We start from the raw sequence: 22,376 nt of genomic DNA, 5'->3' as shown, positions 1-22,376 counted from the left end.
TCCAAGCAAATTGAGCTAAGCCGCAGGATTGTCAGCGCCAAACAAAACACTGTATAAATAACCAGACCTAAAGCCTGGGAGCAGCCATTATGCTGGTTCACCTGTCCGTACATAACTACGCCATCGTTGAGCATCTGGATCTTGAACTGGATCGCGGGATGAGCGTAATCACAGGCGAAACCGGCGCCGGCAAGTCGATCATGCTCGACGCCCTGGGCCTGACCCTAGGCGATCGCGCCGACAGTGGCGTGGTTCGCCCGGGTGCAGACAAGGCCGATATCCTGGCGACCTTTGACCTGGCAGATATCCCGGAAGCCAGCGCCTGGCTCGCCGAACGTGACCTGGACAACGACGGCCCATGCATCCTGCGCCGCGTGATCACCGCCGAAGGCCGCTCCCGAGGCTACATCAATGGCACGCCCTGCCCCCTCGGCGACCTGAAGGCCCTCGGCGAGTTGTTGATCGACATCCACAGCCAGCACGAGCATCAATCCCTGCTGAAAACCGACACCCACCGCCGCCTGCTGGATGAGTACGCCGGCGCCACCGACCTGGCTCGCCAAGTGCAGTTGGCCGCGCAGCGCTGGCGCCAGACCCGCCTGGAACTGGAGCGCCTGTCCAATTCCGGCGACGAACAACGGGCCCGCCACCAACTCCTCAGCTATCAACTGGAAGAGCTGGAAAGTCTGGGCCTGGGCGAAACCGAACTGGAACAGTTGGAACAGGAACACAAGAACCTGACCAATGCCGAAACCCTGCTGGGCATCTGCCGCCAGGTTGTCGAGCAATGCAGCGAAAGTGACTCCGGCAATGTGCTGAACGCACTGACGGCAAGCCTTAACCGCCTGTCGAGCGTAAACAGCGGCTCCGGCTCACTAAATGAAGCCACCACACTGCTGACCAGTGCGCAGATCCAGGTAGAAGAGGCGGTTGGCGAGTTGAACCGCTTCCTTGACCACTTCGATGCCGACCCGGCTCGCCTGCAAGAGATCGAAGAACGCCTCGACACTATTTATACCTTGGCGCGCAAACACCGGATCCAACCAACAGAAGTCGCAGCCATGCAGCAAAAACTGCTGGACGAGATCGAAACCCTGAACGCCAACGATGAATCCATTGAGCGCCTGGCTGATGAACTGGCCTCTTTCGCCCGCCACTACCAGGAAAAAGCGCGGGAGTTGAGCGACCTGCGACACCAGGCCGCAACCGCACTGGCCTGCGCGGTGGAACAGGAAATCCAGCGCTTGGGCATGCCCGGCGGGCGCTTCACCATCGAGCTACACGCCAATAGCGGCAATGAACTGATGCCCAACGGCCTTGAGCAAGTCGAACTGCTGGTCAGCGCCAACCCGGGCCAACCCCTCAAGGCACTGGCCAAGGTGGCGTCTGGTGGCGAGCTGTCACGGATCAGCCTGGCGATCCAAGTCATCACTGCCCAGACCTCTCGCGTACCGACCCTAGTCTTCGACGAAGTGGACGTGGGGATCGGCGGGCCAACCGCGGAAATTGTCGGCCAACTGCTGCGTCGCCTCGGTGAGCGCGGGCAGGTATTGACCGTTACCCACTTGCCCCAGGTGGCAGCCCAGGGGCATCAGCATCTGTTTGTGCATAAGGTGCGGGGCAGTGATGCCACACACACTGCGGTGTCTAAGTTGAACAAGACCGAACGGGTGGAAGAAGTCGCGCGCATGCTCGGCGGCATCGATCTGACCAAGGAGTCCCTGGCCCATGCGAAGAAAATGGTGGTGACGGCGAAGGTCTGATCGCGAGTTTTCCCTCGCTAGAAAGCACGAAGGCGACCCTAAGGTCGCCTTCGATCGTTTCGCAGAGCGAATCTGCGTAGCTTTCTTACTTTTTCTTACGTATGTACAGGACCAGATTATGGTCCACCAAATCGAATCCGTGCTGCTCAGCGATCTCATGCTGGAGCTTCTCGATTGCAGGACTGGTGAACTCGATTACCTCATTGGTATCCAGGTCAACCATATGGTCGTGATGACCACCGTCAGCCAGTTCAAACACTGCATGACCGCCGTCGAAATTATGACGAACCACCAGCCCTGCGGCTTCAAACTGGGTCAGTACACGGTAAACCGTGGCCAGGCCGACGTCCTCGTTAGACTCCATCAGTGCCTTGTAGACATCCTCGGCACTCATGTGGCGCTGCTCGGCGGAATCGAGCATTTGTAGAATCTTGACTCGTGGCAGAGTCACTTTAAGACCGGCTTTGCGTAGTTCGCTATTTTCAACCATGGTTAGCTTTCTCGCGGATGCTGCTTCGCAGCTTCTCTTAATACGGGTATGATCGGCGTTTACGTTGTCCCAGCCAAGATAGTGGAAGTCGCCCACCGATGCAAAACACCAAGCTCTTGCTAACCAGTTTCACCCTTGTGGGACTGCTCGCACTCGCCGGTTGTTCATTCCCCGGGGTTTACAAAATCGACATCCAGCAGGGCAATGTCGTCACGCAGGACATGATAGACCAGTTACGCCCGGGAATGACCCGACGGCAAGTACGGTTTATCATGGGCAATCCCCTGCTGACCGACACATTCCATGCCGATCGCTGGGATTATCTCTATAGCCTGCAGCCTGGAGGCGGGGAACGCCAACAGGAGCGCGTCAGTGTCATCTTTAATGGCAATGACCAACTCGTCAGCCTTTCCGGCGACTTCATGCCTGGCGTAAGCCGCGATGAAGCCCTGTTGGGCAAGGACAGCGGGACCAGCGTCACTGCGCCAGCGCAGAATGCTGAAAAACCCAAGTCCGAAGTGCCGGCCAAGCCTGGCTCCTTGCTGGACACCATCCAGAAAGATATCGACAGCGTCGAAACCGTTCCGGTGCCAACACCAGAACCTCTGGATACAGGCCCGCAATAATTTGCATCGCTCAACAAAAAGCCCGGCATGCCGGGCTTTTTGTTGCCTGCTATTTCGCAGGTTATGGATTTTGCCGTCGCGCTTCGGCTGCTTTAGCCGCTCGCAAGCGCCTTACCTCTTTGGGATCCGCCAACAAAGGGCGATAAATCTCGATGCGATCGCCGAGCTGCACGCTACGCGTTTCAGCATCCGCCACAACCTTGCCGAAAATTCCCAAGGGGCAACTGGCAACATCCAGTTCAGGAAACTGAGCCGCAATACCTGAAACCAGCACCGCCGCCCGCAGGCTCGTCCCCGGCGCAACCGCCAGATTCAACAACAATTGGCGATCCACTGCCGCACAGACCACCTCAATCTCAATCATGGACTCAGCCATGCAGTTGCTTGGCGCGCTGGCAAAACGCATCCACCAGGGTGTTCGCCGCCTGATTGAACAGCGGCCCCAAGGTCGCCCGCACGATGGAGCCTGCGTAATCAAACGTCAGGTCCAGGCTGATCTTGCACGCCTTCTCCCCCAATGGCTTGAATACCCAGACACCATGCAGTTGAGTGAACGGCCCCTCTTCCAGATTCATCTCGATGGATCGACCAGGCACCAGGACGTTGCTCGTCACAAACTTCTGACCAAGCCCGCCCTTGGACACCTCCAGACTCGCACGCATATGCTCATCGCTGCTCTCCAATACCGTGGATGAGGAGCACCAGGGCAGGAAATCCGGGTAGCTCGCCACGTCGTTGACCAGGTCATAAAGCGCTTGCGCCGGATACGGCAGCAGGGCCGAGCGTTGAATATGCGTCGTCATGGGAACGTTATTTCCGAAGCTGAGCGGCAAACATCGCGAAAAGACTGCCCGATTCGCGAGAGAAAAAAACCAGAAAACTGGCGGTATTGTCCGGGATTCGTCCAACACGCTCAAGCACGCAGGTTGACCGTAGCCGACACGCTCGCAACTCCCTATAATGCCGCCCCTATGGCTAAACAAAAGAAACACCCAACAGGGACCATCGCGCAGAACAAAAAGGCGCGACACGATTACTTCATCGAACATCGGTTCGAGGCTGGTCTGGTCCTGGCCGGCTGGGAAGTAAAAAGTCTGCGCGCCAGCAAGTTGCAGCTGGTCGACAGTTACGTGCTGCTCAAGGATGGCGAGGCCTGGCTGCTCGGCAGTCATATCACGCCGTTGATGACCGCCAGCACCCACGTCATTGCCGACCCAGTGCGTACGCGCAAGCTGCTGCTCAATGCGCGCGAACTGGAAAAGCTCGCCGCTGCCGTACAACAGAAGGGCTACGCCTGCGTCTGCCTGTCGTGGTACTGGAGCAAGCACCTGGTCAAGTGCGAGATCGCACTGGGCAAGGGCAAGAAGGAATACGACAAGCGTGATACCGAGCGCGAGCGCGACTCCAATCGGGAATTGCAGCGCGCCGTACGCAACAAGGGCAAGGAAGACTGATCTTCCCCGGCCCTTGATGCGAGCCCGTGTGGCCAGGGAGCCTGCTCCCTGCGCCGCAACTGCCGGTCACATCCCCTTGCGCCGCTCCGCCCGCGCCATGCGCTGGACTTCCTGACGCACTTCTTCCAACACTTCCTGCACGTACAGCAGGTGACGTGTTGAAACCTCCCGCGCCTGTTCCGCCCGCCCTTCGATAATCGCCAGGTACAAGTCGCGATGCTGATTGATCAGCATGTCGCGGGTTTCGCTGCGTTGCTGGTACATGCCACCGATATTGGTCACCACGTTACGCTTGAGCAGATCAAACAAACCGCGAATAGTGTGCAGCAATACCGCATTGTGGCTCGCTTCGGCGATAGCCAAGTGAAACCTGGCATCGGCCGCGCCCTCTTCAATACGGCTCACCTCATCGTCACGCGTGTAGCAATCCTGCAAGGCATCAAAGGCTGCCGTCAGCCGCTCGCGGTCCACTTCCGTGGCGCGCAACGCCGCGTAATAGGCGCAAGACGCCTCGAGCGTCTGACGAAACTCCAACAGATCACGCTGGGCTTCGGGGTTGTTTTCCAGCAGATGCAGCAATGGGTCGCTGAAGGTTGAACCCAGCGTCTCCACCACATAGTTGCCGCCGCCCTGACGACTGACCAGCAACCCCTTGGCCGCCAGCTTCTGGATCGCCTCGCGCAACGACGGCCGCGACACACCAAACTGTTCAGCCAGTGCGCGCTCGGCTGGCAATCGCTCGCCCGACTTCAACGTGCCCTCAAGGATCATGCCCTCAAGCTGCTCGACAATATCGTCGGACAAACGGCGCTGACGCACCTGATCAAACGCCATAACTGACTCTCCACGATCCCGGCCACTCGCCGGGCCCTCTATTCTGGCCTATTGCCGCGCTGTCGGCACCTATCAGAGCCCCTTTGATTACACCGATCAGACCCCGCGCCCGCCGACATGCGACCAAAGTTTCTCAGGCGGCAAATTGACACATCACCCCGAAGGCTCTTAACCTAGCCATCAGCGATTGTAAATTGGTCTTACCAATTACCCAAATCAGCTGAGCATGCATGACCAACAACAATTAGGGGCCACCCCATATGCAAACCTGGCAACAGCTTTACAGCCCACTCGGCAGCCTTGGCCTGTCCGCACTGGCCGCCGTTATTCCCATCGTATTTTTCTTCCTGGCCCTGGCGGTGTTTCGCCTTAAAGGCCATGTTGCCGGGAGCATCACCCTGGCGCTGTCGATCCTGGTGGCGATCTTCGCCTTCCAGATGCCGGTCGACATGGCATTCGCCGCTGCCGGCTACGGCTTTGCCTACGGCCTGTGGCCAATCGCCTGGATCATCGTCGCCGCAGTGTTCCTCTACAAACTGACGGTCAAGAGCGGCCAGTTCGAAGTAATCCGCAGCTCCGTGCTGTCGATTACCGATGACCAGCGCCTGCAAGTGCTGCTGATCGGCTTCTGCTTCGGTGCATTCCTCGAAGGCGCCGCCGGTTTCGGCGCACCCGTGGCGATTACTGCCGCACTGCTGGTAGGACTGGGCTTCAACCCACTGTACGCCGCCGGCCTGTGCCTGATTGCCAACACCGCGCCAGTGGCGTTCGGCGCCCTGGGGATCCCGATCATCGTCGCTGGCCAGGTCACCGGCATCGACGCCTTCAAGATCGGCGCCATGACCGGCCGCCAACTGCCACTGCTGTCGCTGTTCGTACCGTTCTGGCTGGTGTTCATGATGGACGGTGTGCGCGGCGTCAAGGAAACCTGGCCTGCGGCACTGGTGGCCGGCTTGAGCTTTGCCATTACCCAGTACTTCACCTCCAACTTTATCGGCCCGGAACTGCCGGACATCACCTCGGCCCTGGCCAGCCTGATTTCCCTGACCCTGTTCCTGAAAGTCTGGCAGCCCAAGCGCACTGCGGGCGCACAGATTGCTGGCGCCACCTCCAGCGTTTCGATCACCGGCAGCGTCGGCGGTTTCGGCCAGCCGCGCACTTCCGTGGCATCGCCCTACAGCCTGATGGAAATTTTCAAGGCCTGGTCGCCGTTCCTGATCCTGACCGTGCTGGTGACCATCTGGACCCTCAAGCCGTTCAAGGCGATGTTCGCCGCCGGCGGCTCGATGTACAGCTGGGTGTTCAACTTTGCGATTCCGCACCTGGACCAGATGGTGATCAAGGTTGCGCCGATCGTCACCAACCCGACCGCCATCCCCGCGGTGTTCAAGCTGGATCCGATTTCCGCCACCGGCACGGCGATTTTCTTCTCCGCACTGATCTCCATGCTGGTGCTGAAGATCAATTTCAAAACTGGTCTGACCACTTTGAAAGAGACCTTCTACGAGCTGCGCTGGCCGATCCTGTCCATCGGCATGGTGTTGGCGTTCGCGTTCGTGACCAACTACTCCGGCATGTCTTCGACCATGGCCCTGGTACTGGCCGGCACCGGTGCGGCATTCCCGTTCTTCTCGCCGTTCCTTGGCTGGCTGGGCGTGTTCCTCACCGGTTCCGATACCTCGTCCAACGCCCTGTTCAGCTCCCTGCAAGCCACCACCGCCCACCAGATCGGCGTCAACGACACCCTACTGGTAGCGGCGAATACCAGTGGCGGCGTGACCGGCAAGATGATTTCCCCGCAATCGATCGCCGTGGCCTGCGCCGCGACCGGCCTTGTGGGCAAGGAGTCCGACCTGTTCCGCTTCACCCTCAAGCACAGTCTGTTTTTCGCCACGATTGTCGGCCTGATTACCTACGCCCAGGCGTACTGGTTCACCGGCATGCTGGTGCATTAAGACCACAGGCAATACCGTAAGAACCGACGCCGCAGCCGCCTTGCGGCGTCAGCTATTCACAACCCAGTCTGCTGGACCGTGGCGTCCAGGCTCCCCAGACTGGGTGCTGCTGATCCTGGAGGACCCATGAGTCTGCCCATCGCGTTCCTTGATGCTGTCGCACGACTGATCCCGAAAGATCGGCGCTTCGACGATCCTCTTTCCACCCTGGCTTTCGGCACCGACGCCAGTTTTTACCGACTGATCCCACAGCTGGTGATCCGCGTCGAATCGGAAGATGAGGTGGTCGAACTCCTGCAACTGGCGCAACGCGACCGCGTGCCAGTGACCTTTCGTGCAGCCGGCACCAGCCTCTCCGGCCAGGCCATCAGCGATTCGGTACTGATCGTACTCGGCGATAACTGGAACGGCCGCGAGATTCGGGGCCAAGGTACGCAAATCCGCCTGCAACCGGGAGTGATCGGGGCCCAGGCCAACGCCTGGCTTGCGCCGTTCGGGCGTAAGATCGGCCCGGATCCGGCGTCGATCAATGCCTGCAAGATCGGCGGAATTGTCGCCAACAATGCCAGCGGCATGTGCTGCGGCACTGCCCAGAACACCTACCACACCCTGGCCGGGATTCGCCTGGTGCTGGCCGACGGCAGCCGTCTCGACACCGAGGATGCCGCCAGCGTCGCGGCCTTCCGCGAGCAACACAGCCAGTTGCTTGAGCGCCTGGCCACCCTGGGCCGCGAGACCCGGGCCAATTCTGAATTGGCGGCGAAAATCCGCCATAAATACCGTCTGAAAAATACCACCGGCCTGTCACTCAATGCCCTGGTGGATTTCGACGAGCCGCTGGATATCCTCAGCCATTTGCTGGTGGGCTCCGAAGGCACCCTAGGCTTTATCAGCGCAGTGACCTACGACACGGTGATCGATCACCCCCACAAGGCATCGGCCCTGATCGTGTTCCCCGATGTAGAAACCTGCTGCAACGCCGTGACCGTGCTGAAAACCCAGCCCGTGTCGGCGGTCGAGTTGCTGGACCGACGCAGCATGCGCTCGGTGCAGGACAAACCCGGCATGCCCGCTTTCGTACAACAGCTATCGGAAGGTGCCTGCGCGCTATTGATCGAATCCCGTGCAGCCTCCTCCACATTGCTGCATGAGCAACTGGCGCTGATCATGGCCTCGCTGGCCGACTTCCCGGTCGAGAAGCAAGTCGACTTCACCGAAGACCCGCTGGAAAACGCACGCCTGTGGGCAATCCGCAAGGACACCTTCCCTGCCGTCGGCGCCGTACGCAAGACGGGCACCACGGTGATCATCGAAGATGTGACCTTCCCGGTAGAGCAACTGGCCATTGGCGTGAATCGCTTGATCGAGTTGTTCGACAAGCATCACTACGATGAAGCCATCCTTTTCGGACACGCCCTGGAAGGCAATCTGCACTTTGTGTTCACCCAAGGCTTCAACAGCGCGGAAGAAGTCACACGCTACCAGGCGTTCATGGATGACGTGGCGCAACTGGTGGCCGTGGAGTTCGGCGGTTCGCTGAAAGCCGAGCACGGCACCGGGCGCAATATGGCGCCCTTCGTCGAACTGGAATGGGGCAGCGATGCCTATCAATTGATGTGGCAGCTCAAGCGCCTGCTCGACCCCAACGGCATTCTCAACCCGGACGTGGTGCTCAGCGAAGACCCGCAAATCCACCTCAAAAACCTCAAGCCCCTGCCGGCCGCCGATGAGATTGTGGATAAGTGCATCGAGTGCGGTTTCTGCGAGCCGGTATGCCCCTCCAAGGGCCTGACCCTGAGCCCGCGCCAGCGCATTGTGATCTGGCGCGATATCCAGGCACGCAAACGCGCGGGCATCGACACCACCGAACTGGAAGCGGCGTATCACTATCAAGGCATCGACACGTGTGCCGCCACCGGCTTGTGCGCCCAGCGCTGCCCGGTAGGCATCAATACCGGCGACCTAGTGAAAAAACTGCGCAGCCGTGAAGCAGGCAGTACGAAAACCGCCGAGTGGCTGGCCAGCCATTTCTCCACCGCGCTGCAAGGTGCACGCTTCACCCTGCATGTGGCCAACGGCGCCCGCATGCTACTGGGCGCGCCACGCCTGGCGAAACTCTCAGCCTCCGTGACCAAGCTGTCCAAGGGACAAATCCCGCAGTGGACCAGCGCTATGCCGCAGCCAGAAAAAGCCATCCGCTTCAGCCCTGCCGTCACCGATGAACGCCCACGCGTGGTCTACCTCGCAGCCTGTGTATCGCGGGCAATGGGCCCGGCAGCCGGCGACAAAGAGCAAATGTCGCTGTACGACAAAACCCGCGGCCTGCTGGAAAAAGCCGGCTACCAGGTAGTCATTCCGGACAATCCCGACAGCCTATGCTGCGGCCAGCCCTTTGCCTCCAAAGGCTACGCCGAACAGGCCGAGCACAAGCGCCAGGAACTGATCGGCGCCCTGCTCCACGCCAGCCGTGGCGGCCTCGACCCGATCTACTGCGACACCAGCCCCTGCACCCTGCGCCTGGTCCAAGACCTGGGGCAAACACGCCTGGACCTCTACGACCCGGTCCGTTTTATCCGCACCCACCTGATGGACCGCCTGGACTTCACACCCCAGGACGCGCCGATTGCCGTGCATGTCACCTGCAGCACCCAGCACCTAGGCGAAAGCCAGGCCCTGATTGACCTCGCCCGGCGTTGCAGCAACAACGTGGTAATCCCCGAAGGCATCCACTGCTGCGGGTTCGCCGGCGATAAAGGCTTCACCACGCCGGAACTCAATGCCCACTCCTTGCGCTCCCTAAAAGACGCGGTGCAGTACTGCAGCGAAGGCATCTCCACCAGCCGCACCTGTGAGATCGGTCTGACCCAGCACGGTGGGATTGATTACCACGGCCTGGTCTACCTGGTCGACCGGGTGACCCAGGCCCGCGCAATAAAAACGAACCCCTGCGCACTGGCGTAGTCACTTGCTTAAGCCCCGGGCAACCGGGGCCGACCCATGACCTCGCCGGCTGCCCGCACGTACCGCGCAGCATCGAGACCTCTTTGCACAAGGAGATACCCATGAAGCGTTCCGTACTGGCTGGTGTATTCGTTACCGCTGCGATGCTGGCCTCACCCGTGTTTGCCGCAAGTAACGAGGCAGATCTGTGCCAGATCAACCTGGATAAAATCAACAACAGCAAGGCCTTGCTCGCCACTGACAGCACAGGCAAAAGCGGCGAGATCGACACTGCCGTCTCCCAAGCCAAGGCTGCCCACACGGCCGGTGATGAGAAGAAGTGTATCGAGATCACCTCCAAGGCCCTGCAAGACCTGCAGAACCTGGACAAAGGCGGCAACCCATAACCCGCCAACCGCTCAAGGCCAACCTTTCGGGTTGGCCTTCTGTGACCGTTTGACGTACACTGCGTAGGCTTGTCGCTCACGATCACATCGAGCAACAAGCACGGGGCCGTTTAGGATTCGACGCCGGTTGCGAACCTTTAGGTGCATGCCGAGTTGGTAACAGAACTCGTAAATCCACTGTTGCAACTTTCTATAGTTGCCAATGACGAAACCTACGGGGAATACGCTCTCGCTGCGTAAGCAGCCTTAGCCCTTCCCTCCTGGTACCTTCGGGTCCAGCAATCATCAGGGGATGTCTGTAAACCCAAAGTGATTGTCATATAGAACAGAATCGCCGTGCAGTACGTTGTGGACGAAGCGGCTAAAACTTACACAACTCGCCCAAAGCACCCTGCCCTTCGGGTCGCTGAGGGTTAACTTAATAGAAACGGCTACGCATGTAGTACCGACAGCAGAGTACTGGCGGACGGGGGTTCAAATCCCCCCGGCTCCACCAAATAAGCTATACAAATTAGGCACTTAGCGCTTAGCAAAAGTGCCTTTTTTGTGCCCGTCAGATTTTTCTTAACTGGGTAGTACCCGTTTTGTGACAGCCCTCTCTCCGCGGCTAGCAGCGTTGCTGATTACTCACCCGCAAAGTAATCACTGTCCAACTGCTTCACCTCATACACCTGCTTAACGCTCACGCCCAGGTTGTTTTCCACCATCAATCGCGCCAGCTCGACACCGTCAATCAGCACTACTTTGATATCCAGCCCCAACGCGGCAGTGCGGGCACCATCGGAGAACTCTGAAGTGGTGATAAACACACCCTTGCGCGCACGCTGGCGGGTAAGCGCACCGATAAATTTGTCAATTTCCGGACGATGTACCGTGTTACTCCAGCGCTTAGCCTGCAGGTAAATAACATCCAGGCCGAGTTTGTCCTCTTTGATGATGCCGTCGATACCATCATCATTGGTCGCCTGGGTCGCTTTACCGGCCTCCTTGCGCGAGCCGCCATAACCCATGGCGATCATCAGATCGACCACCAACTGTTCAAAAAAGCTGGGAGTGGCTGCCAAAACTTGTGTCAGCAGCTCGTCTGCAAGGGATTGCACCAGTGCCTGATGCGCCTCTGACAACTGTTCGTCAGGCGTGGTTTCGGCAATATCGACGTTCAGCACGGCCGGCGCATCAACAGATTGCGGCTTGGCCGTATGAAAGTCCGCAAACTCAGGAAACTGCTTCAACCAGCTCACTGTGATGCGCTGCGGACCATCGGCCAAGGCGTCGAGTCCGCGCGGAGTAATCTGCACCAGTCCCTTGGCAGGAATGCATAACAGCCCCGCCTTATTGAGATAGGTGCGAGCCCAGCCCACACGGTTGTTGATTACCGTCTGGTGGCCGGAGGGCAAACGTTCCTTACGTTCGTCCTCGGTCAGTCGGAACTGATCAGCCACTCGCTCGCGCAACTCATTAAGAGGCAGCGGCGCACCGCTCTGCACAGTAGCCAGCACCGGCCGCATAACACTTTGAAAGTCCGGAATTGCCATCTTCACTCCTATCCCTGCTAGCTACTTTCAGGCACCGCGTACGTCGCCATTATCGAGAGCAGCCGCAGTTTTGAGCATCTTCAAAATCACCAACGCAAACGCCCGGCTCTTAGTCTCGTTATCCAACACTTCCAACGACAGTTTCTCGTGATCGGTCATGGCATCAAGCACGGTGTCGAGCACGCGTTTGGGGAACAAACCGTGCATCACTTGATCGACCGAGTGGTTGTTCACCTGAGCCATTACATCCTCCTGGCGGCTGATGCGCTGGGCGATGCCTGTGAGGAACTGCAACTGATCATCATCGCTCACTTCTGCACCGAAGATATCATTCAGCGCCTCGATGATTTCTGACAGACGCTTCTTCTCCGGATCATGCGGCTTACCACTACCTACGTCGCTACCTGGCTTGAGGTTGTATTCGCCGGTTTCGTCGCTGAGGCGTAACTGGTGTGCGGCACGCTTGCTCAGACGATAGTGGCTCAGTTGCAGCTCGCCGACGTCCACATCGTCTTGTAGTAGACGATCTACCCGTAGTAGCGGATGCAGGTGCTTGGCGTACACGCACAGTTGCTCTAGTTCGCGATCTTCGTAAGGCACGATCTGCGACAGAAACTCGTACAGGCGCACAAAGCTTTGCAGGTTCTTGCGGAACAGGTCGAGCTGATCGATCTGCTCGCCAGTTTCTTTCAATGCGTGCTCGGCTTTTTTCAAACCAGCGCTATCCCCATTGGCTTCGGCAGCGCGCTTGTGATCCAGCGCCTGCTGACGAGAATCCAGCGAGAAGGCATAGCGCTTAGCAAAACGCTCCTTGGCCGGCACGCAGTAATAACTGAGCTTGCTGGCTTGCGCCTTAGGGTCGAAGAAGGCTAAAGCGAACGCTTCGACCTCTTGCCAGTGATAGATGCCCTCGGCATCCAGCTTCTTCTGCAGGTCATAGATGATCTGCGGGTCTGTTACGTCGGTCAGCTCGGCCTTGGTGTAGTACGGTAAGAAGGCGTCGAGAATATCCTGCGGCTCGTTAAAGAAGTCGAGGATAAAGGTTTGCTTGTTGTCACCAAAGGTGCGGTTCAACCGTGACAGAGTTTGCACGCAGTCCACGCCTTGCAGTTTCTTGTCCACGTACATGGCGCACAACTTGGGCTGATCAAAACCGGTTTGATACTTGTTGGCAGCGATCATCACGTTGAAGTCTTGGGTGTCGAAAGCGTCCGCTAGATCGCGGCCATTCAGGCCCGCGTTGAGCAGGCTGCTGTTTTCCGTGACCTCTTCGGGGATAACCTCATCCGGCAACACGCTGCCGGAGAACGCCACCAGCGGGTGCACATCGTTGTAACCCATTTGCTGCACATAAGCTTTCAATGCCAACTGATAACGGACAGCTTCTTGACGGCTGCTTGTCACTACCATGGCCTTGGCCTGACCATTGAGCAGACCGCGAATGTTCGCGCGAAAATGCTCGACGATTACCTCGACCTTCTGACTGATGTTGTACGGGTGTAAACGCACCCAGCGCGCTAACTTGATGCGAGCTTTTTTGCTGTCCACCTCGTCGTCTTCGCCATCCGGATGGGCGATCTTCCAGGCGGTGCTGTAGGTGGTGTAGTTGCGCAGCACGTCGAGGATGAAACCCTCTTCAATTGCCTGGCGCATGGAGTACAGGTGAAAAGCCTCCGGCTTATTGCTGGCACTGGCCGGCAGCGTCGGGTCGGCCGGGCGACCGAATAGCTCCAGGGTCTTGGCCTTGGGTGTGGCGGTAAAGGCGTAGTAGCTGATGCGCTCATTCGGTTGGCGTGACTGCACGGCGGCGTCCAGCAGCTCTTCGACGCTGACTTCTTCACCCTCCAGTGCATCGCTGCCGAGAATCTGTTTCAGCTTGCTGGCCGATGAGCCGGTTTGCGACGAATGCGCCTCGTCGGCGATTACCGCATAGCGCCCGCTGGCCAGCTTGGGATATTTGTCCAGCGCATCGAACAGCGCCGGGAAGGTCTGGATGGTGACGATGATGATGCGCGTCTGCTCGGCCAGCGCTTCGGCCAACTGTTCGGACTTGCTTTGGTTGCCGACATCCCGGCTGATCGGTTTGACCACACCCTGGGCGTGCTCGAACTGGTAAATAGTGTTTTGCAGTTGGCTGTCCAGCACCGTGCGGTCGGTGACCACGATCACCGAATTGAACAGGCGCCGGCCGGCATCGTCGTACAGCGAGGCCAGTTGATGGGCGGTCCAGGCGATGGAGTTGGACTTGCCCGAGCCGGCGCTGTGCTGGATCAAGTAGCGCTTGCCTGGCCCTTCCGCACGGGTGGTGTTTATCAGCGTGTTGACCACTTCCCACTGGTGGTAACGCGGGAAGATCATTGTTTCCTTGGTCACGGGCGTGCCGTCGAAGCCTTCGCTGGTTTTCTTCTCCAGGTGCAGAAAGCGCCCCAGCACCTTGAGCCAGGCGTCCGGCGACAGCAGGCGTTGCCATAGGTAGCTGGTGGCGTACTGGCTGTCATCTTCAGGCATGGGGTTGCCCGCGCCGCCTTCCGCGCTGCCGAGGTTGAACGGCAGGAAGAAGGTCTCCTTGCCCGCCAGTTTGGTGGTCATCGCCACCTCGTTCTGGCCCACAGCAAAGTGCACCAGTGCGCCGCGCTTGAAGGTCAGCAGCGGCTCGGGCTTGCGCGTGAGCGGGTCTTTTACCGGGCGATCTTGGCGATACTGGCGCTTGGCGTTTTCCACCGACTGCTTGAACTCGCTTTTCAGCTCCAGGGTGGCGGTGGGAATGCCGTTGACGAACAGCACCAGATCCAGCCGTGGGTTGTAGCTCTGCCCGCCGCTAGCGGCATCACGCGCATGCGGCGAGTAGGACACCTCCGGCACCACGCGCAGGCGGTTGCACTGGTAGCGTTTGAGGGTGTCCGGGTTCATCCCGTGGTCGGGCTGGAAGCTGCACAGCTCGACCTTTACCGCCGGCAGCTTAAAGCCGTGGCGCAGCACATCCAGGGTGCCGCTCTGCTCCAACTCGCGCACCAGCTTTTGCACCAGCACGCTATCCGGATCATTAGGGTTGGCCTTGGCGAACTTGTCCCAACGCTCCGGCCAGGCGTCCTTGAAGTAGCCCAGCACATCCTCGGTATACAGCGCCGTGCGGCGGTCGTAGCCACTGGCGGTGCCGACCAGCCAGCCTTGGACGGCCAGGGCGTCGATAATGTCCTGCTGAAATTGCGCTTCCTTGCTGTCCGCCATTACACGGCCTCTTTTACTAATTTGGGAGTTGGCACGCTGGCGGGTGGCTGCCAGGCGCGCACGTCGATTTTGCCTGTGACGGCGGCGGAGATCAGGGCGGAGCGGCGTTCTTTTAATAGCCCCATTGTGCGCCATGCTTCGCTAGACAATTGGCGTGCAGCTACGCACTGCAATTGCAGAAAACCAGCAATAAGTGCTTGCTCTTCAAGTGGAGGGAAAACGCCAACAACCTTTGTAAGATTTTGAATTGACAAGCGAGGCAAGCCCGCGCCTTTCACAAAACCGTCTACCTGCTGGGAAACTACCCAAGACTGGCACAGGAAGTCGAGATATGTTGGCAGTAATTCCGCTCTGTTGGGCCTGATAATAATCAGTGAAGACGCAACGACAAAATCTGGCGAATTTTCACCGACTACAATAGTCCGGCCTATAGTCCCATCCTTGCTAAATAGAACATCACCGGTCGCTGGCTGGCAGCCTGTTTTTACTAGGTACTCATAACTGGCAGCAGAAGTTCGAAGACAACCATCAAAGTCTATACCGTCGTCTGATACATCTCTGGTAGAGACAAAGCAGTAAACCCCGCTTTCCGTCTCAGGAGAAATATGCGCACCATCAGTAATCAGATCACATCGACGTTTAATTTGAGTGATTTCCCAATGTGCCGGTACCTCTCCCAGCCACTTCACACCGGAGCCTTTCATCGGCACCGTGGGGTCGAGGCCTTTGGTGACGGCATGGGAGATCACGGCCTGGCGCTTTTCCTTGAGCAGCTCGATCAGGCGCTGCTGCTCTTCGATCAGCGCGTCGATGCGAGCGGTTTCGTAATTGAGGAAGCGGGCGATTTGGGTTTGTTCAGCCCGCACTGGAGCAGAAAACCTCACAGAGCTAATAAGCTCCTGATTAAGCAAGGTCGCGCCGTAGATATTTTCTCTGCCATACCTGGGAATAAATTCTGGGGCGGCGTATTTCCAGTATTCAAGATCAAGTGGCCCGCAAGGGAGAAACCCTGCTATCGCTTCGTTTGTATACGAGTCAATTGTTAAAAAGGCGATTTTCCCCACAGACAGCTTGAACGAAAAGAGCATGCTGCCAGCAGGAACAACTTTTGCACCTTTATCTTGAACCGCAAGGTGGCTGATTTTCGATTTCGTATCCTGGACGGACATCTGTGTCATGTCCGCAATCGTGACCCAAGGTAAATCACCGTCGTAGTATTCATCCTTGCCTGATGGCGGCGTCCAACCGACCACGAAAGGGATATCCCTTGCAATCTTCCTATCCACCCAATGTGAAGGAACTTCAGGCAACCAATCAAAACCAGATTGTTTGTATTCCGGATAGGCAGGAAAGCTCATGCTGACAGCTCCTCGATCATCTTTTTGATGATGTTGGTGCAGGCTTTTAGGTCCCGGTCGATTTCAGCCAGCGGGCGTGGCGGCTGGAACACATAGAAGTGGCGGTTAAACGGAATCTCGAAGCCGACAATGCCAACCTCGCCGTCCAGTGCATCGGTTTTGCTTTCGTCGATCCAGGCATCCGGCACATGGGGGAGGACTTCGCGCGTAAAATACTCGTACACCGACTCGCCCAACGGCACATTCTCGTTGTCGCGCAGGCCAGCATCGGCATCTGGTTGGTTCTTGGTGGTGCAGATATCCGCCTCGGCGTCGCGCTCGCTGAGGGCATTCAGCAGGGCTTTTAGCTCCGGCGTGCTGAGACTGACGCCGTGTGTGGTCAGGGCTTTCTTCAATAGTTTGCTGAACTGCTCACGGTTGCGGTGCAGCACTCTGGCGTCCATCGCTTGCAGGACAGCCAGCAGGTGCTGCTGAGCGGCGCTGTCGAGCTTCTGCAGGGCTTTTTCTTCCAACACCTTCGCGATGCGTTCGGCGCTGGTCTGAAAGTTCAGGCGCAGCGGGCGTTCGACAGTGATACGCCGATAGCCGAAGGCGTCGATGGGGAAGATCTTGCTCTGCGCGCTGTGCTCGAAGCTGCCATATAGGCGCACCAGCTCGCTGATTTGATCCTCGGTGATGTACTGGCGCTTGCTGCCCAGCGACTTGCGCATTTTGGCGTAGTGCTGGCTGCCGTCGATCAACTGAACCTTGCCCTGGCGCGCAGCGGCTTTGTGGTTACTGAGTATCCACACATAAGTGGCGATGCCGGTGTTGTAAAACATGTCCGTCGGCAGAGCGACGATGGCTTCGACCAGATCGTTCTGCAGCAGGTAGCGGCGAATCTCCGACTCACCCGAACCCGCACCACCGGTAAACAGCGGCGAGCCGTTAAGGATTATGCCGATGCGCGAACCACCGTCGCGCGGGTCACGCATCTTGCTGACCAGGTGCAGGAGGAACAGCAGCGAGCCATCAGACACCCGCGGCAGGCCGGGGCCGAAGCGGCCGTCGAAGCCTTTGTGGCTGTGCTCGTCGGTGATCTGCTTCTGCACCTTCTTCCACTCCACGCCGAAGGGCGGGTTGCTGAGCATAAAGTCGAAGTGCTTGCCAGCCAGTTGGTCGTTGGACAGGGTGTTGCCGAGCTTGATGCTGGCCACGTCTTGGCCCTTAATTAGCATGTCCGCCTTACAGATGGCGTAGGACTCAGGGTTGAGCTCCTGGCCGTGCAGCGACACGCTGACCTTCTCGCTGATGGACTGGATGTACTCATCGCCCTCAGACAGAAAGCCGCCAGTGCCGGCGGTTGGGTCATAAATGGTGACGATGCTATTAGGCGCGAGCTTGTGGTCCTGATCGGTGATCACCAGCGAGGTGGTGAGGTGCACTATATCGCGCGGGGTGAAGTGCTCCCCGGCGGTTTCGTTCGAGCTTTCCGCAAACTTGCGGATCAGCTCTTCGAAGATGATGCCCATACCAAAGTTGCTGATGAACTCGGGGCTCAGATCCGTGGCAGCGAATCGCTGCACCACCTGATACAGCAGGTTGGCGGTTTCCAGTTGCTGAACGAAATCTTCAAAGTGGAAATGCTCAAAAATCTCGCGAGCATCCTTACTGAACGCCTGTACGTAGCTCATCAGATCGGCGGCGGTCTGGGTATCGGACAGCGTCCCAAGGGTCAGCGGCGAGCCATTGAAGAACTGCTGACCGGCAGCGCGGAGCAGAATCATCTCACGCACTTGGTCCGGACGGCCTTCCTGAGCGAAGGTTTGTTTGATCACCTCAACTTTGGTCGGCGCAAGTACGCACTCCATCCGCCGTAACAGGGTGAATGGCAGGATGATGCGACCGTATTGCGATTGTTTGAAGTCACCGCGCAGCAGATCGGCAATGGACCATAGAAACGCGGCCGTCTGGGAATGATTTTCCGTGTTCACGCAATAACTCCTTGGAGTACGGGCAAAAACGCAAGTCTAACACCTGAGGGTACCCATCCGGAGCGTGCACTTTAGGTTATGAGGGCTCCACTTTTGGGCGGCTTTGCCAGTGCTAATAGCTAGCCATACGCAGTTTCACTACCAACCGTGGTTACAAGACTGATCGCACACAAGTGATCTCGTGGAATGTAATACTCCAGCCAAAATTAAAACTTAAAGACTCAACTCAACTTACGCCGGCCCACCACTTCATCATCTAAAGACGCCCAAGAACGTCTTTTTTTCACCCCACAATTAATCCTATCCCCCCACCCCCCAAAAAAAACCTCAACCCCGCACCCCCAAAATAATATGCGAAGCCTTAATCACCGCAGTAGCACCAACGCCCGGCATCAGCCCCAGCTCTGCAACGGCATCGCGGGTGACGATGGAGTAGACCTTCGACCCTCCTGCCAGCTCGATAACTACTTCAGCGTTGACCGCACCATCGTTGACGCTCAACACCTTGCCTTCCAGGCAGTTGCGCGCCGACAGGCGAATGTCGCTGGATTCGGTCATCAGCATCACCCACGGTGCCTTGATCAGGGCGACTGCGTCTTTACCCACCGCAATTCCGAGGTTGCGGATGCTTTCCATGGTCACCACGGCAACCAGTTGCTCGCCGCCCGGTAGGGTCAATACCACTTCGGCGTTGACGGCCCCTGCCTGGACCTGGCTGACACGGCCGTTGAATACGTTGCGTGCACTGACTTTCATGAGAGAGGCCTTTTTTGACTTTTCAGTTAAGAATTCCAGCCATCATTACGCTTAGCGCTGTGTAAAGACAACGACAGCGATTCGCGCAGCAGGCTCAAGCCCGTACATACACCCAGGCCCGGCTGCCCGATTTGAGGGCCACGCTGACTCGTTTGTAGTCCGCCACCTCGTAGGCATCGGCGGCAATCAGTTCCTGCTGGGTAATCTCGAAAACAGTGCCGGCGATTTCATCCTGCAGGTTGGCGCTCTCCTGCACGATGGGATGATGGGTTTTCCCACTAGCGGCCAACACCGCGGGGTCGGTGATTTCGACCAGTTGTTGCGTGTAACCGGGCAGCGTATCGGGGCGGCCCTTCAATTCGCGGCCAAAATTGGACAGCTGCACGGCCTTGTCCTGCAAGGTGCCGTAGGAAAACAACAGAACCGCTTGCTCGATGTCATGTGTCATGGGGTGTCCTTGGGTAAGTCTTCATAAAACCTGCCGCTGTTAGAAAGCGCAGGTCATTCGCTATGTAGTTTTGTATATTGCGATATTCGTCAATGATACAGCCATGAGCCCTCATCATGACCACCTCTAGCGCGCAAGACGGTGCCGAGCGTTGCCGCACCCGTGAGCATCATCAACGTGTGATCCTGCAGGCTGCCTGCGAGGAATTCGCCGCCACAGGCTTCGACGCGACCCAGACCCGCACCATCGCCGCACGCGCCGGGGTCCCTAAGGCAAACCTCTATTACTACTTCCACAGTAAAGAAAACCTGTACGCCCAGGTGCTGCTCAGCTTTGTAGAGCCCCTGCTCCAGGCGTCTGCAGAACTGCGCGCCAGCGACGATCCGGTGGTGGCACTACAGGCCTATGTCCATGCCAGGATTCGCATCCTTGAGCAAAACCCGCTGACCTCGAAGGTCTTCAGCCACGAACTGCTACTTGGAGGCAAGCAACTCCCGGATGAATGCAGGGACCTGCTCCAGGCCGAGGTGCGGCGTAATGTCGAATGCCTGCGCAACTGGATCGACCGTGGCCTGCTCGGCCCTTTTGATCCGGAACACTTGATGCTGTTCATCTGGTCGGCAACGCGGACCTACACCAACCTCGGCTGGCAGATGTCGTTGATTACCGGCAAGCCAACACCCGACGACGCCAACTATGCGTGCGCGGCCGCGACTATTACGCGAATGGTGCTGCGCGGGGTAATCCCCGGTACACCGCCAGGTTACTGACCGCCCTCTTCACAAACAGCCTTCAACCCCAAGACGGTGGTCGGCGTGCTGCCAATATGCGTCTGCGTGGCAACCACCATATTGGCCCCGGTATCACCTTCCAGATGATATGGCTTGCCATCACAGGCCTTGGCGGCCTTTTGGTTGATGTTTTCCAACAAGCCTTCGCGGGAGTTAAAGATGCTGCCGTGGCTGGTGATCATGTATTGGCCGGGAGCGATTTCATTGACGCCGGTGAAGGTGCAACCCGTCAGGGCCAGGGCAATACATCCGGTTAACAGTAATGCTTTCAAGTGCTCGAACTCCTGTAAGGGCCTGACGATTGCGCAGGCGCCGCGCATTGTCGAGCAATCGCCAGCCCCTGGCCATAAGTGAACAGGCTTCAACTAGCGCCTGACGAATCATCGTTTGTCCCCGCCATAGGCCTGAAATCTAATCCCTCGCAAACAACTAACAATAACTGCGATGGAGCAGACCCACCCATGTCCCCTACCTTTTCTCTATTGATCCTCGGCGCGTCAATCCTGTTGATCGTCATGCTGATCGGTAAATGTCGCGTCCATCCATTCCTCGCCCTGATCGCCGCCAGCCTGCTGGTGGGGGTCGGCACGGGCATGACTCCCACCGCGATTGTCTCGGCATTTGAGAAGGGCATGGGCAGCACGCTCGGCTTTCTCGCCGGCATCATTGGGTTGGGCAGTATTCTCGGCAAGTTGCTGGAAGAGTCTGGCGGCGCCAAGCGCATTGCGACCACGCTGCTACGGCTGCTGGGTGAGCAGAACGCCGCGTGGGCGATGATGCTGGTGGGCTTTATTGCCGGGATTCCGGTGTTCTTCGAGGTGGGATTTGTGCTGCTGATCCCGCTGATTTATGTGGTTGCCCGTCAGACCCGGATCAACCTGCTGTACCTGGGCGTGCCGCTAGCGACCTCGCTGATGGTGGTGCACTGCATCCTGCCGCCGCACCCTGCCGCCACGGCCATTACCGGCATGCTCAATGCCGATATCGGCAAGGTGATTCTGTACGGGCTGATCGTCGGGTTGCCGACCGCCGTGATCGCCGGGCCGATCTGGGTCAAGCTGACCTGCGCGCGGCAGGCCCCGGCCGGCCAGGCGCAGTTCCTGGCCGAGCGCGGCGAAGGGAACATCGACGACAGCCAATCCCCCAGCTTCGCGATTGCGATGATCACCGTGCTGTTGCCCTTGGCGCTGATGGTGGGCAAAACCCTGGCCACCCCCTTGCTGGCCAAAGGCTCGATGGCGTTTGAGTGGGTATCTTTTATAGGCAACCCGCTGATTGCGCTCGTACTGTCGATTTGCTTTGCCTACTGGTCCCTGGGCCTGCGCCGTGGGCTGGGCATGGGCGACCTGCTTGACCTGACCCACCGCTGCTTCCCGCCACTGGCCGGCATTCTGCTGGTGATCGGTGCAGGTGGGGCGTTCAACGACATGCTGGTCGGCAGCGGCATCGGCAAAGTCCTGGCGGACGTGCTGGGCCAGTCCAACATCAACCCGATCCTCCTGGCGTGGCTGATCGCCGGGCTGATGCACTTCGCCGTGGGCTCGGCCACCGTCGCCATGATCAGCACCGCCGGCATGGTGCTGCCGATCCTCGGACAGAACCCGCAATACAGCCCCGAGATCCTGGTGATCGCCATCGGTGCCGGCGCCATCGGCTGGACCCACGTGACCGACTCGGCGTTCTGGGTCGTAAAAGAGTACCTGGGGATTTCCCTCTCCGAGGCCCTCAAGAAATTCACCGGCGCCACCGTGCTCGCCTCGGTAGCGGCCCTGGTCTTTACCCTGATTCTTTCCCGGTTTGTGTGATGAACCCCACCCC

Annotated in this window: 19 protein-coding genes and 1 other RNA gene; 9 read left to right on the top strand and 11 right to left on the bottom strand. The window is 58.4% G+C overall.

What is annotated here, in order from left to right; all coding sequences use genetic code 11:
* The first annotated feature begins 89 nt into the window (after positions 1-89).
* Entirely contained in the window at positions 90-1,763 is a 1,674-nt protein-coding gene (gene recN, locus ACO77H_RS03630) for a DNA repair protein RecN (RefSeq protein WP_432755023.1), read from the top strand.
* Between the two features lie 85 nt (positions 1,764-1,848).
* Here recN and fur read toward each other — a convergent pair whose 3' ends face one another.
* Positions 1,849-2,253 (bottom strand): ferric iron uptake transcriptional regulator, encoded by a 405-nt coding sequence (fur, locus tag ACO77H_RS03625; protein ID WP_038448157.1) that lies wholly within the window; start codon positions 2,251-2,253, stop codon positions 1,849-1,851.
* Between the two features lie 98 nt (positions 2,254-2,351).
* Between fur and ACO77H_RS03620 the strand changes: the two genes are divergently transcribed.
* A complete protein-coding gene (locus ACO77H_RS03620; protein WP_169955091.1) occupies positions 2,352-2,879 on the top strand; it encodes an outer membrane protein assembly factor BamE in 528 nt (175 codons plus the stop codon).
* Between the two features lie 61 nt (positions 2,880-2,940).
* On the opposite strand, the gene ACO77H_RS03615 is transcribed toward ACO77H_RS03620, so the two are convergent.
* Positions 2,941-3,255, bottom strand: a complete 315-nt coding sequence (locus tag ACO77H_RS03615; protein WP_169955092.1) for an RnfH family protein — start codon at positions 3,253-3,255, stop codon at positions 2,941-2,943.
* On the bottom strand, positions 3,248-3,682 hold the full coding sequence (locus ACO77H_RS03610; protein ID WP_032862891.1) for a type II toxin-antitoxin system RatA family toxin: 435 nt from the start codon (positions 3,680-3,682) through the stop codon (positions 3,248-3,250). Before ACO77H_RS03610 ends, ACO77H_RS03615 begins: the two co-directional genes overlap by 8 nt.
* A gap of 168 nt (positions 3,683-3,850) precedes the next feature.
* Between ACO77H_RS03610 and smpB the strand changes: the two genes are divergently transcribed.
* Positions 3,851-4,333, top strand: coding sequence for an SsrA-binding protein SmpB (gene smpB / locus ACO77H_RS03605; RefSeq protein WP_029299012.1), 483 nt, complete (start codon positions 3,851-3,853; stop codon positions 4,331-4,333).
* A 66-nt stretch (positions 4,334-4,399) separates the two neighbouring features.
* Here smpB and ACO77H_RS03600 read toward each other — a convergent pair whose 3' ends face one another.
* Entirely contained in the window at positions 4,400-5,167 is a 768-nt protein-coding gene (locus tag ACO77H_RS03600) for an FCD domain-containing protein (RefSeq protein WP_070994380.1), read from the bottom strand.
* 260 nt (positions 5,168-5,427) lie between these two features.
* Here ACO77H_RS03600 and ACO77H_RS03595 point away from each other — a divergent pair, with 260 nt between their 5' ends.
* The 4 genes from ACO77H_RS03595 (at position 5,428) to ssrA (ending at position 10,965) form a co-directional block, all read left to right on the top strand.
* Positions 5,428-7,122 carry a lactate permease LctP family transporter gene (locus ACO77H_RS03595; protein ID WP_169955093.1) on the top strand — a complete coding sequence of 565 codons (1,695 nt, stop codon included), beginning with the start codon at positions 5,428-5,430 and terminating at the stop codon, positions 7,120-7,122.
* A 126-nt stretch (positions 7,123-7,248) separates the two neighbouring features.
* Entirely contained in the window at positions 7,249-10,083 is a 2,835-nt protein-coding gene (locus tag ACO77H_RS03590) for an FAD-binding and (Fe-S)-binding domain-containing protein (protein ID WP_170058515.1), read from the top strand.
* 101 nt (positions 10,084-10,184) lie between these two features.
* The gene (locus tag ACO77H_RS03585; protein WP_169955095.1) at positions 10,185-10,469 is read left to right on the top strand and encodes a hypothetical protein; all 285 of its coding nucleotides are present in this window, start codon (positions 10,185-10,187) and stop codon (positions 10,467-10,469) included.
* A 102-nt stretch (positions 10,470-10,571) separates the two neighbouring features.
* Positions 10,572-10,965, top strand: a transfer-messenger RNA (tmRNA) gene (gene ssrA / locus ACO77H_RS03580).
* Between the two features lie 127 nt (positions 10,966-11,092).
* On the opposite strand, the gene ACO77H_RS03575 is transcribed toward ssrA, so the two are convergent.
* From ACO77H_RS03575 to ACO77H_RS03550, 6 genes are all read right to left on the bottom strand, one after another.
* Positions 11,093-12,004, bottom strand: coding sequence for a restriction endonuclease (locus tag ACO77H_RS03575; protein WP_170058517.1), 912 nt, complete (start codon positions 12,002-12,004; stop codon positions 11,093-11,095).
* Between the two features lie 27 nt (positions 12,005-12,031).
* A complete protein-coding gene (locus ACO77H_RS03570) occupies positions 12,032-15,232 on the bottom strand; it encodes a type I restriction endonuclease subunit R (protein ID WP_432755022.1) in 3,201 nt (1,066 codons plus the stop codon).
* The gene (locus ACO77H_RS03565) at positions 15,232-16,590 is read right to left on the bottom strand and encodes a restriction endonuclease subunit S (RefSeq protein WP_170058519.1); all 1,359 of its coding nucleotides are present in this window, start codon (positions 16,588-16,590) and stop codon (positions 15,232-15,234) included. Before ACO77H_RS03565 ends, ACO77H_RS03570 begins: the two co-directional genes overlap by 1 nt.
* Positions 16,587-18,563: a type I restriction-modification system subunit M gene (locus ACO77H_RS03560; RefSeq protein ID WP_432755021.1), complete on the bottom strand. Its 1,977-nt coding sequence runs from the start codon at positions 18,561-18,563 to the stop codon at positions 16,587-16,589. The genes ACO77H_RS03565 and ACO77H_RS03560 overlap by 4 nt, the downstream gene beginning before the upstream one ends.
* Before the next feature lie 327 nt (positions 18,564-18,890).
* On the bottom strand, positions 18,891-19,319 hold the full coding sequence (locus tag ACO77H_RS03555) for a TOBE domain-containing protein (RefSeq protein WP_170058521.1): 429 nt from the start codon (positions 19,317-19,319) through the stop codon (positions 18,891-18,893).
* 94 nt (positions 19,320-19,413) lie between these two features.
* Complete coding sequence (locus tag ACO77H_RS03550) at positions 19,414-19,767, bottom strand: gamma-glutamylcyclotransferase family protein (protein WP_169955100.1); 354 nt, start codon at positions 19,765-19,767, stop codon at positions 19,414-19,416.
* Positions 19,768-19,883: 116 nt separating this feature from the next.
* On the opposite strand from ACO77H_RS03550, the gene ACO77H_RS03545 reads away from it, so the two are divergent.
* Entirely contained in the window at positions 19,884-20,537 is a 654-nt protein-coding gene (locus tag ACO77H_RS03545) for a TetR/AcrR family transcriptional regulator (protein WP_170058522.1), read from the top strand.
* Here ACO77H_RS03545 and ACO77H_RS03540 read toward each other — a convergent pair.
* Positions 20,531-20,830 (bottom strand): hypothetical protein, encoded by a 300-nt coding sequence (locus ACO77H_RS03540; protein ID WP_169955102.1) that lies wholly within the window; start codon positions 20,828-20,830, stop codon positions 20,531-20,533. The two genes, ACO77H_RS03545 and ACO77H_RS03540, sit on opposite strands and share 7 nt — an antisense overlap.
* Positions 20,831-21,019: 189 nt before the next feature.
* On the opposite strand from ACO77H_RS03540, the gene ACO77H_RS03535 reads away from it, so the two are divergent.
* Positions 21,020-22,363: a gluconate:H+ symporter gene (locus ACO77H_RS03535; RefSeq protein ID WP_169955103.1), complete on the top strand. Its 1,344-nt coding sequence runs from the start codon at positions 21,020-21,022 to the stop codon at positions 22,361-22,363.
* Positions 22,364-22,376: the final 13 nt, after the last annotated feature.

Origin of the sequence: Pseudomonas sp. WMBT8 (genome assembly GCF_050916005.1) — a bacterium.
Classification (GTDB): Bacteria; Pseudomonadota; Gammaproteobacteria; order Pseudomonadales; family Pseudomonadaceae; genus Aquipseudomonas.
Note: the sequence above shows the minus strand (reverse complement) of the source record. Positions and strands in the feature narration are given on the sequence as shown.

What these genes read in the sequence shown, in the direction of transcription:
- ACO77H_RS03600 (WP_070994380.1), bottom strand. Translation starts at nt 5,167, where the DNA reads ATGGCGTTTGATCAGGTGCGTCAGCGCCGTTTGTCCGACGATATTGTC.
- ACO77H_RS03550 (WP_169955100.1), bottom strand. Translation starts at nt 19,767, where the DNA reads ATGACACATGACATCGAGCAAGCGGTTCTGTTGTTTTCCTACGGCACC.
- ACO77H_RS03585 (WP_169955095.1), top strand. Translation starts at nt 10,185, where the DNA reads ATGAAGCGTTCCGTACTGGCTGGTGTATTCGTTACCGCTGCGATGCTG.
- ACO77H_RS03575 (WP_170058517.1), bottom strand. Translation starts at nt 12,004, where the DNA reads ATGGCAATTCCGGACTTTCAAAGTGTTATGCGGCCGGTGCTGGCTACT.
- ACO77H_RS03555 (WP_170058521.1), bottom strand. Translation starts at nt 19,319, where the DNA reads ATGAAAGTCAGTGCACGCAACGTATTCAACGGCCGTGTCAGCCAGGTC.
- ACO77H_RS03545 (WP_170058522.1), top strand. Translation starts at nt 19,884, where the DNA reads ATGACCACCTCTAGCGCGCAAGACGGTGCCGAGCGTTGCCGCACCCGT.
- fur (WP_038448157.1), bottom strand. Translation starts at nt 2,253, where the DNA reads ATGGTTGAAAATAGCGAACTACGCAAAGCCGGTCTTAAAGTGACTCTG.
- ACO77H_RS03615 (WP_169955092.1), bottom strand. Translation starts at nt 3,255, where the DNA reads ATGGCTGAGTCCATGATTGAGATTGAGGTGGTCTGTGCGGCAGTGGAT.
- ACO77H_RS03570 (WP_432755022.1), bottom strand. Translation starts at nt 15,232, where the DNA reads ATGGCGGACAGCAAGGAAGCGCAATTTCAGCAGGACATTATCGACGCC.
- ACO77H_RS03535 (WP_169955103.1), top strand. Translation starts at nt 21,020, where the DNA reads ATGTCCCCTACCTTTTCTCTATTGATCCTCGGCGCGTCAATCCTGTTG.
- recN (WP_432755023.1), top strand. Translation starts at nt 90, where the DNA reads ATGCTGGTTCACCTGTCCGTACATAACTACGCCATCGTTGAGCATCTG.
- ACO77H_RS03610 (WP_032862891.1), bottom strand. Translation starts at nt 3,682, where the DNA reads ATGACGACGCATATTCAACGCTCGGCCCTGCTGCCGTATCCGGCGCAA.
- smpB (WP_029299012.1), top strand. Translation starts at nt 3,851, where the DNA reads ATGGCTAAACAAAAGAAACACCCAACAGGGACCATCGCGCAGAACAAA.
- ACO77H_RS03620 (WP_169955091.1), top strand. Translation starts at nt 2,352, where the DNA reads ATGCAAAACACCAAGCTCTTGCTAACCAGTTTCACCCTTGTGGGACTG.
- ACO77H_RS03595 (WP_169955093.1), top strand. Translation starts at nt 5,428, where the DNA reads ATGCAAACCTGGCAACAGCTTTACAGCCCACTCGGCAGCCTTGGCCTG.
- ACO77H_RS03565 (WP_170058519.1), bottom strand. Translation starts at nt 16,590, where the DNA reads ATGAGCTTTCCTGCCTATCCGGAATACAAACAATCTGGTTTTGATTGG.
- ACO77H_RS03590 (WP_170058515.1), top strand. Translation starts at nt 7,249, where the DNA reads ATGAGTCTGCCCATCGCGTTCCTTGATGCTGTCGCACGACTGATCCCG.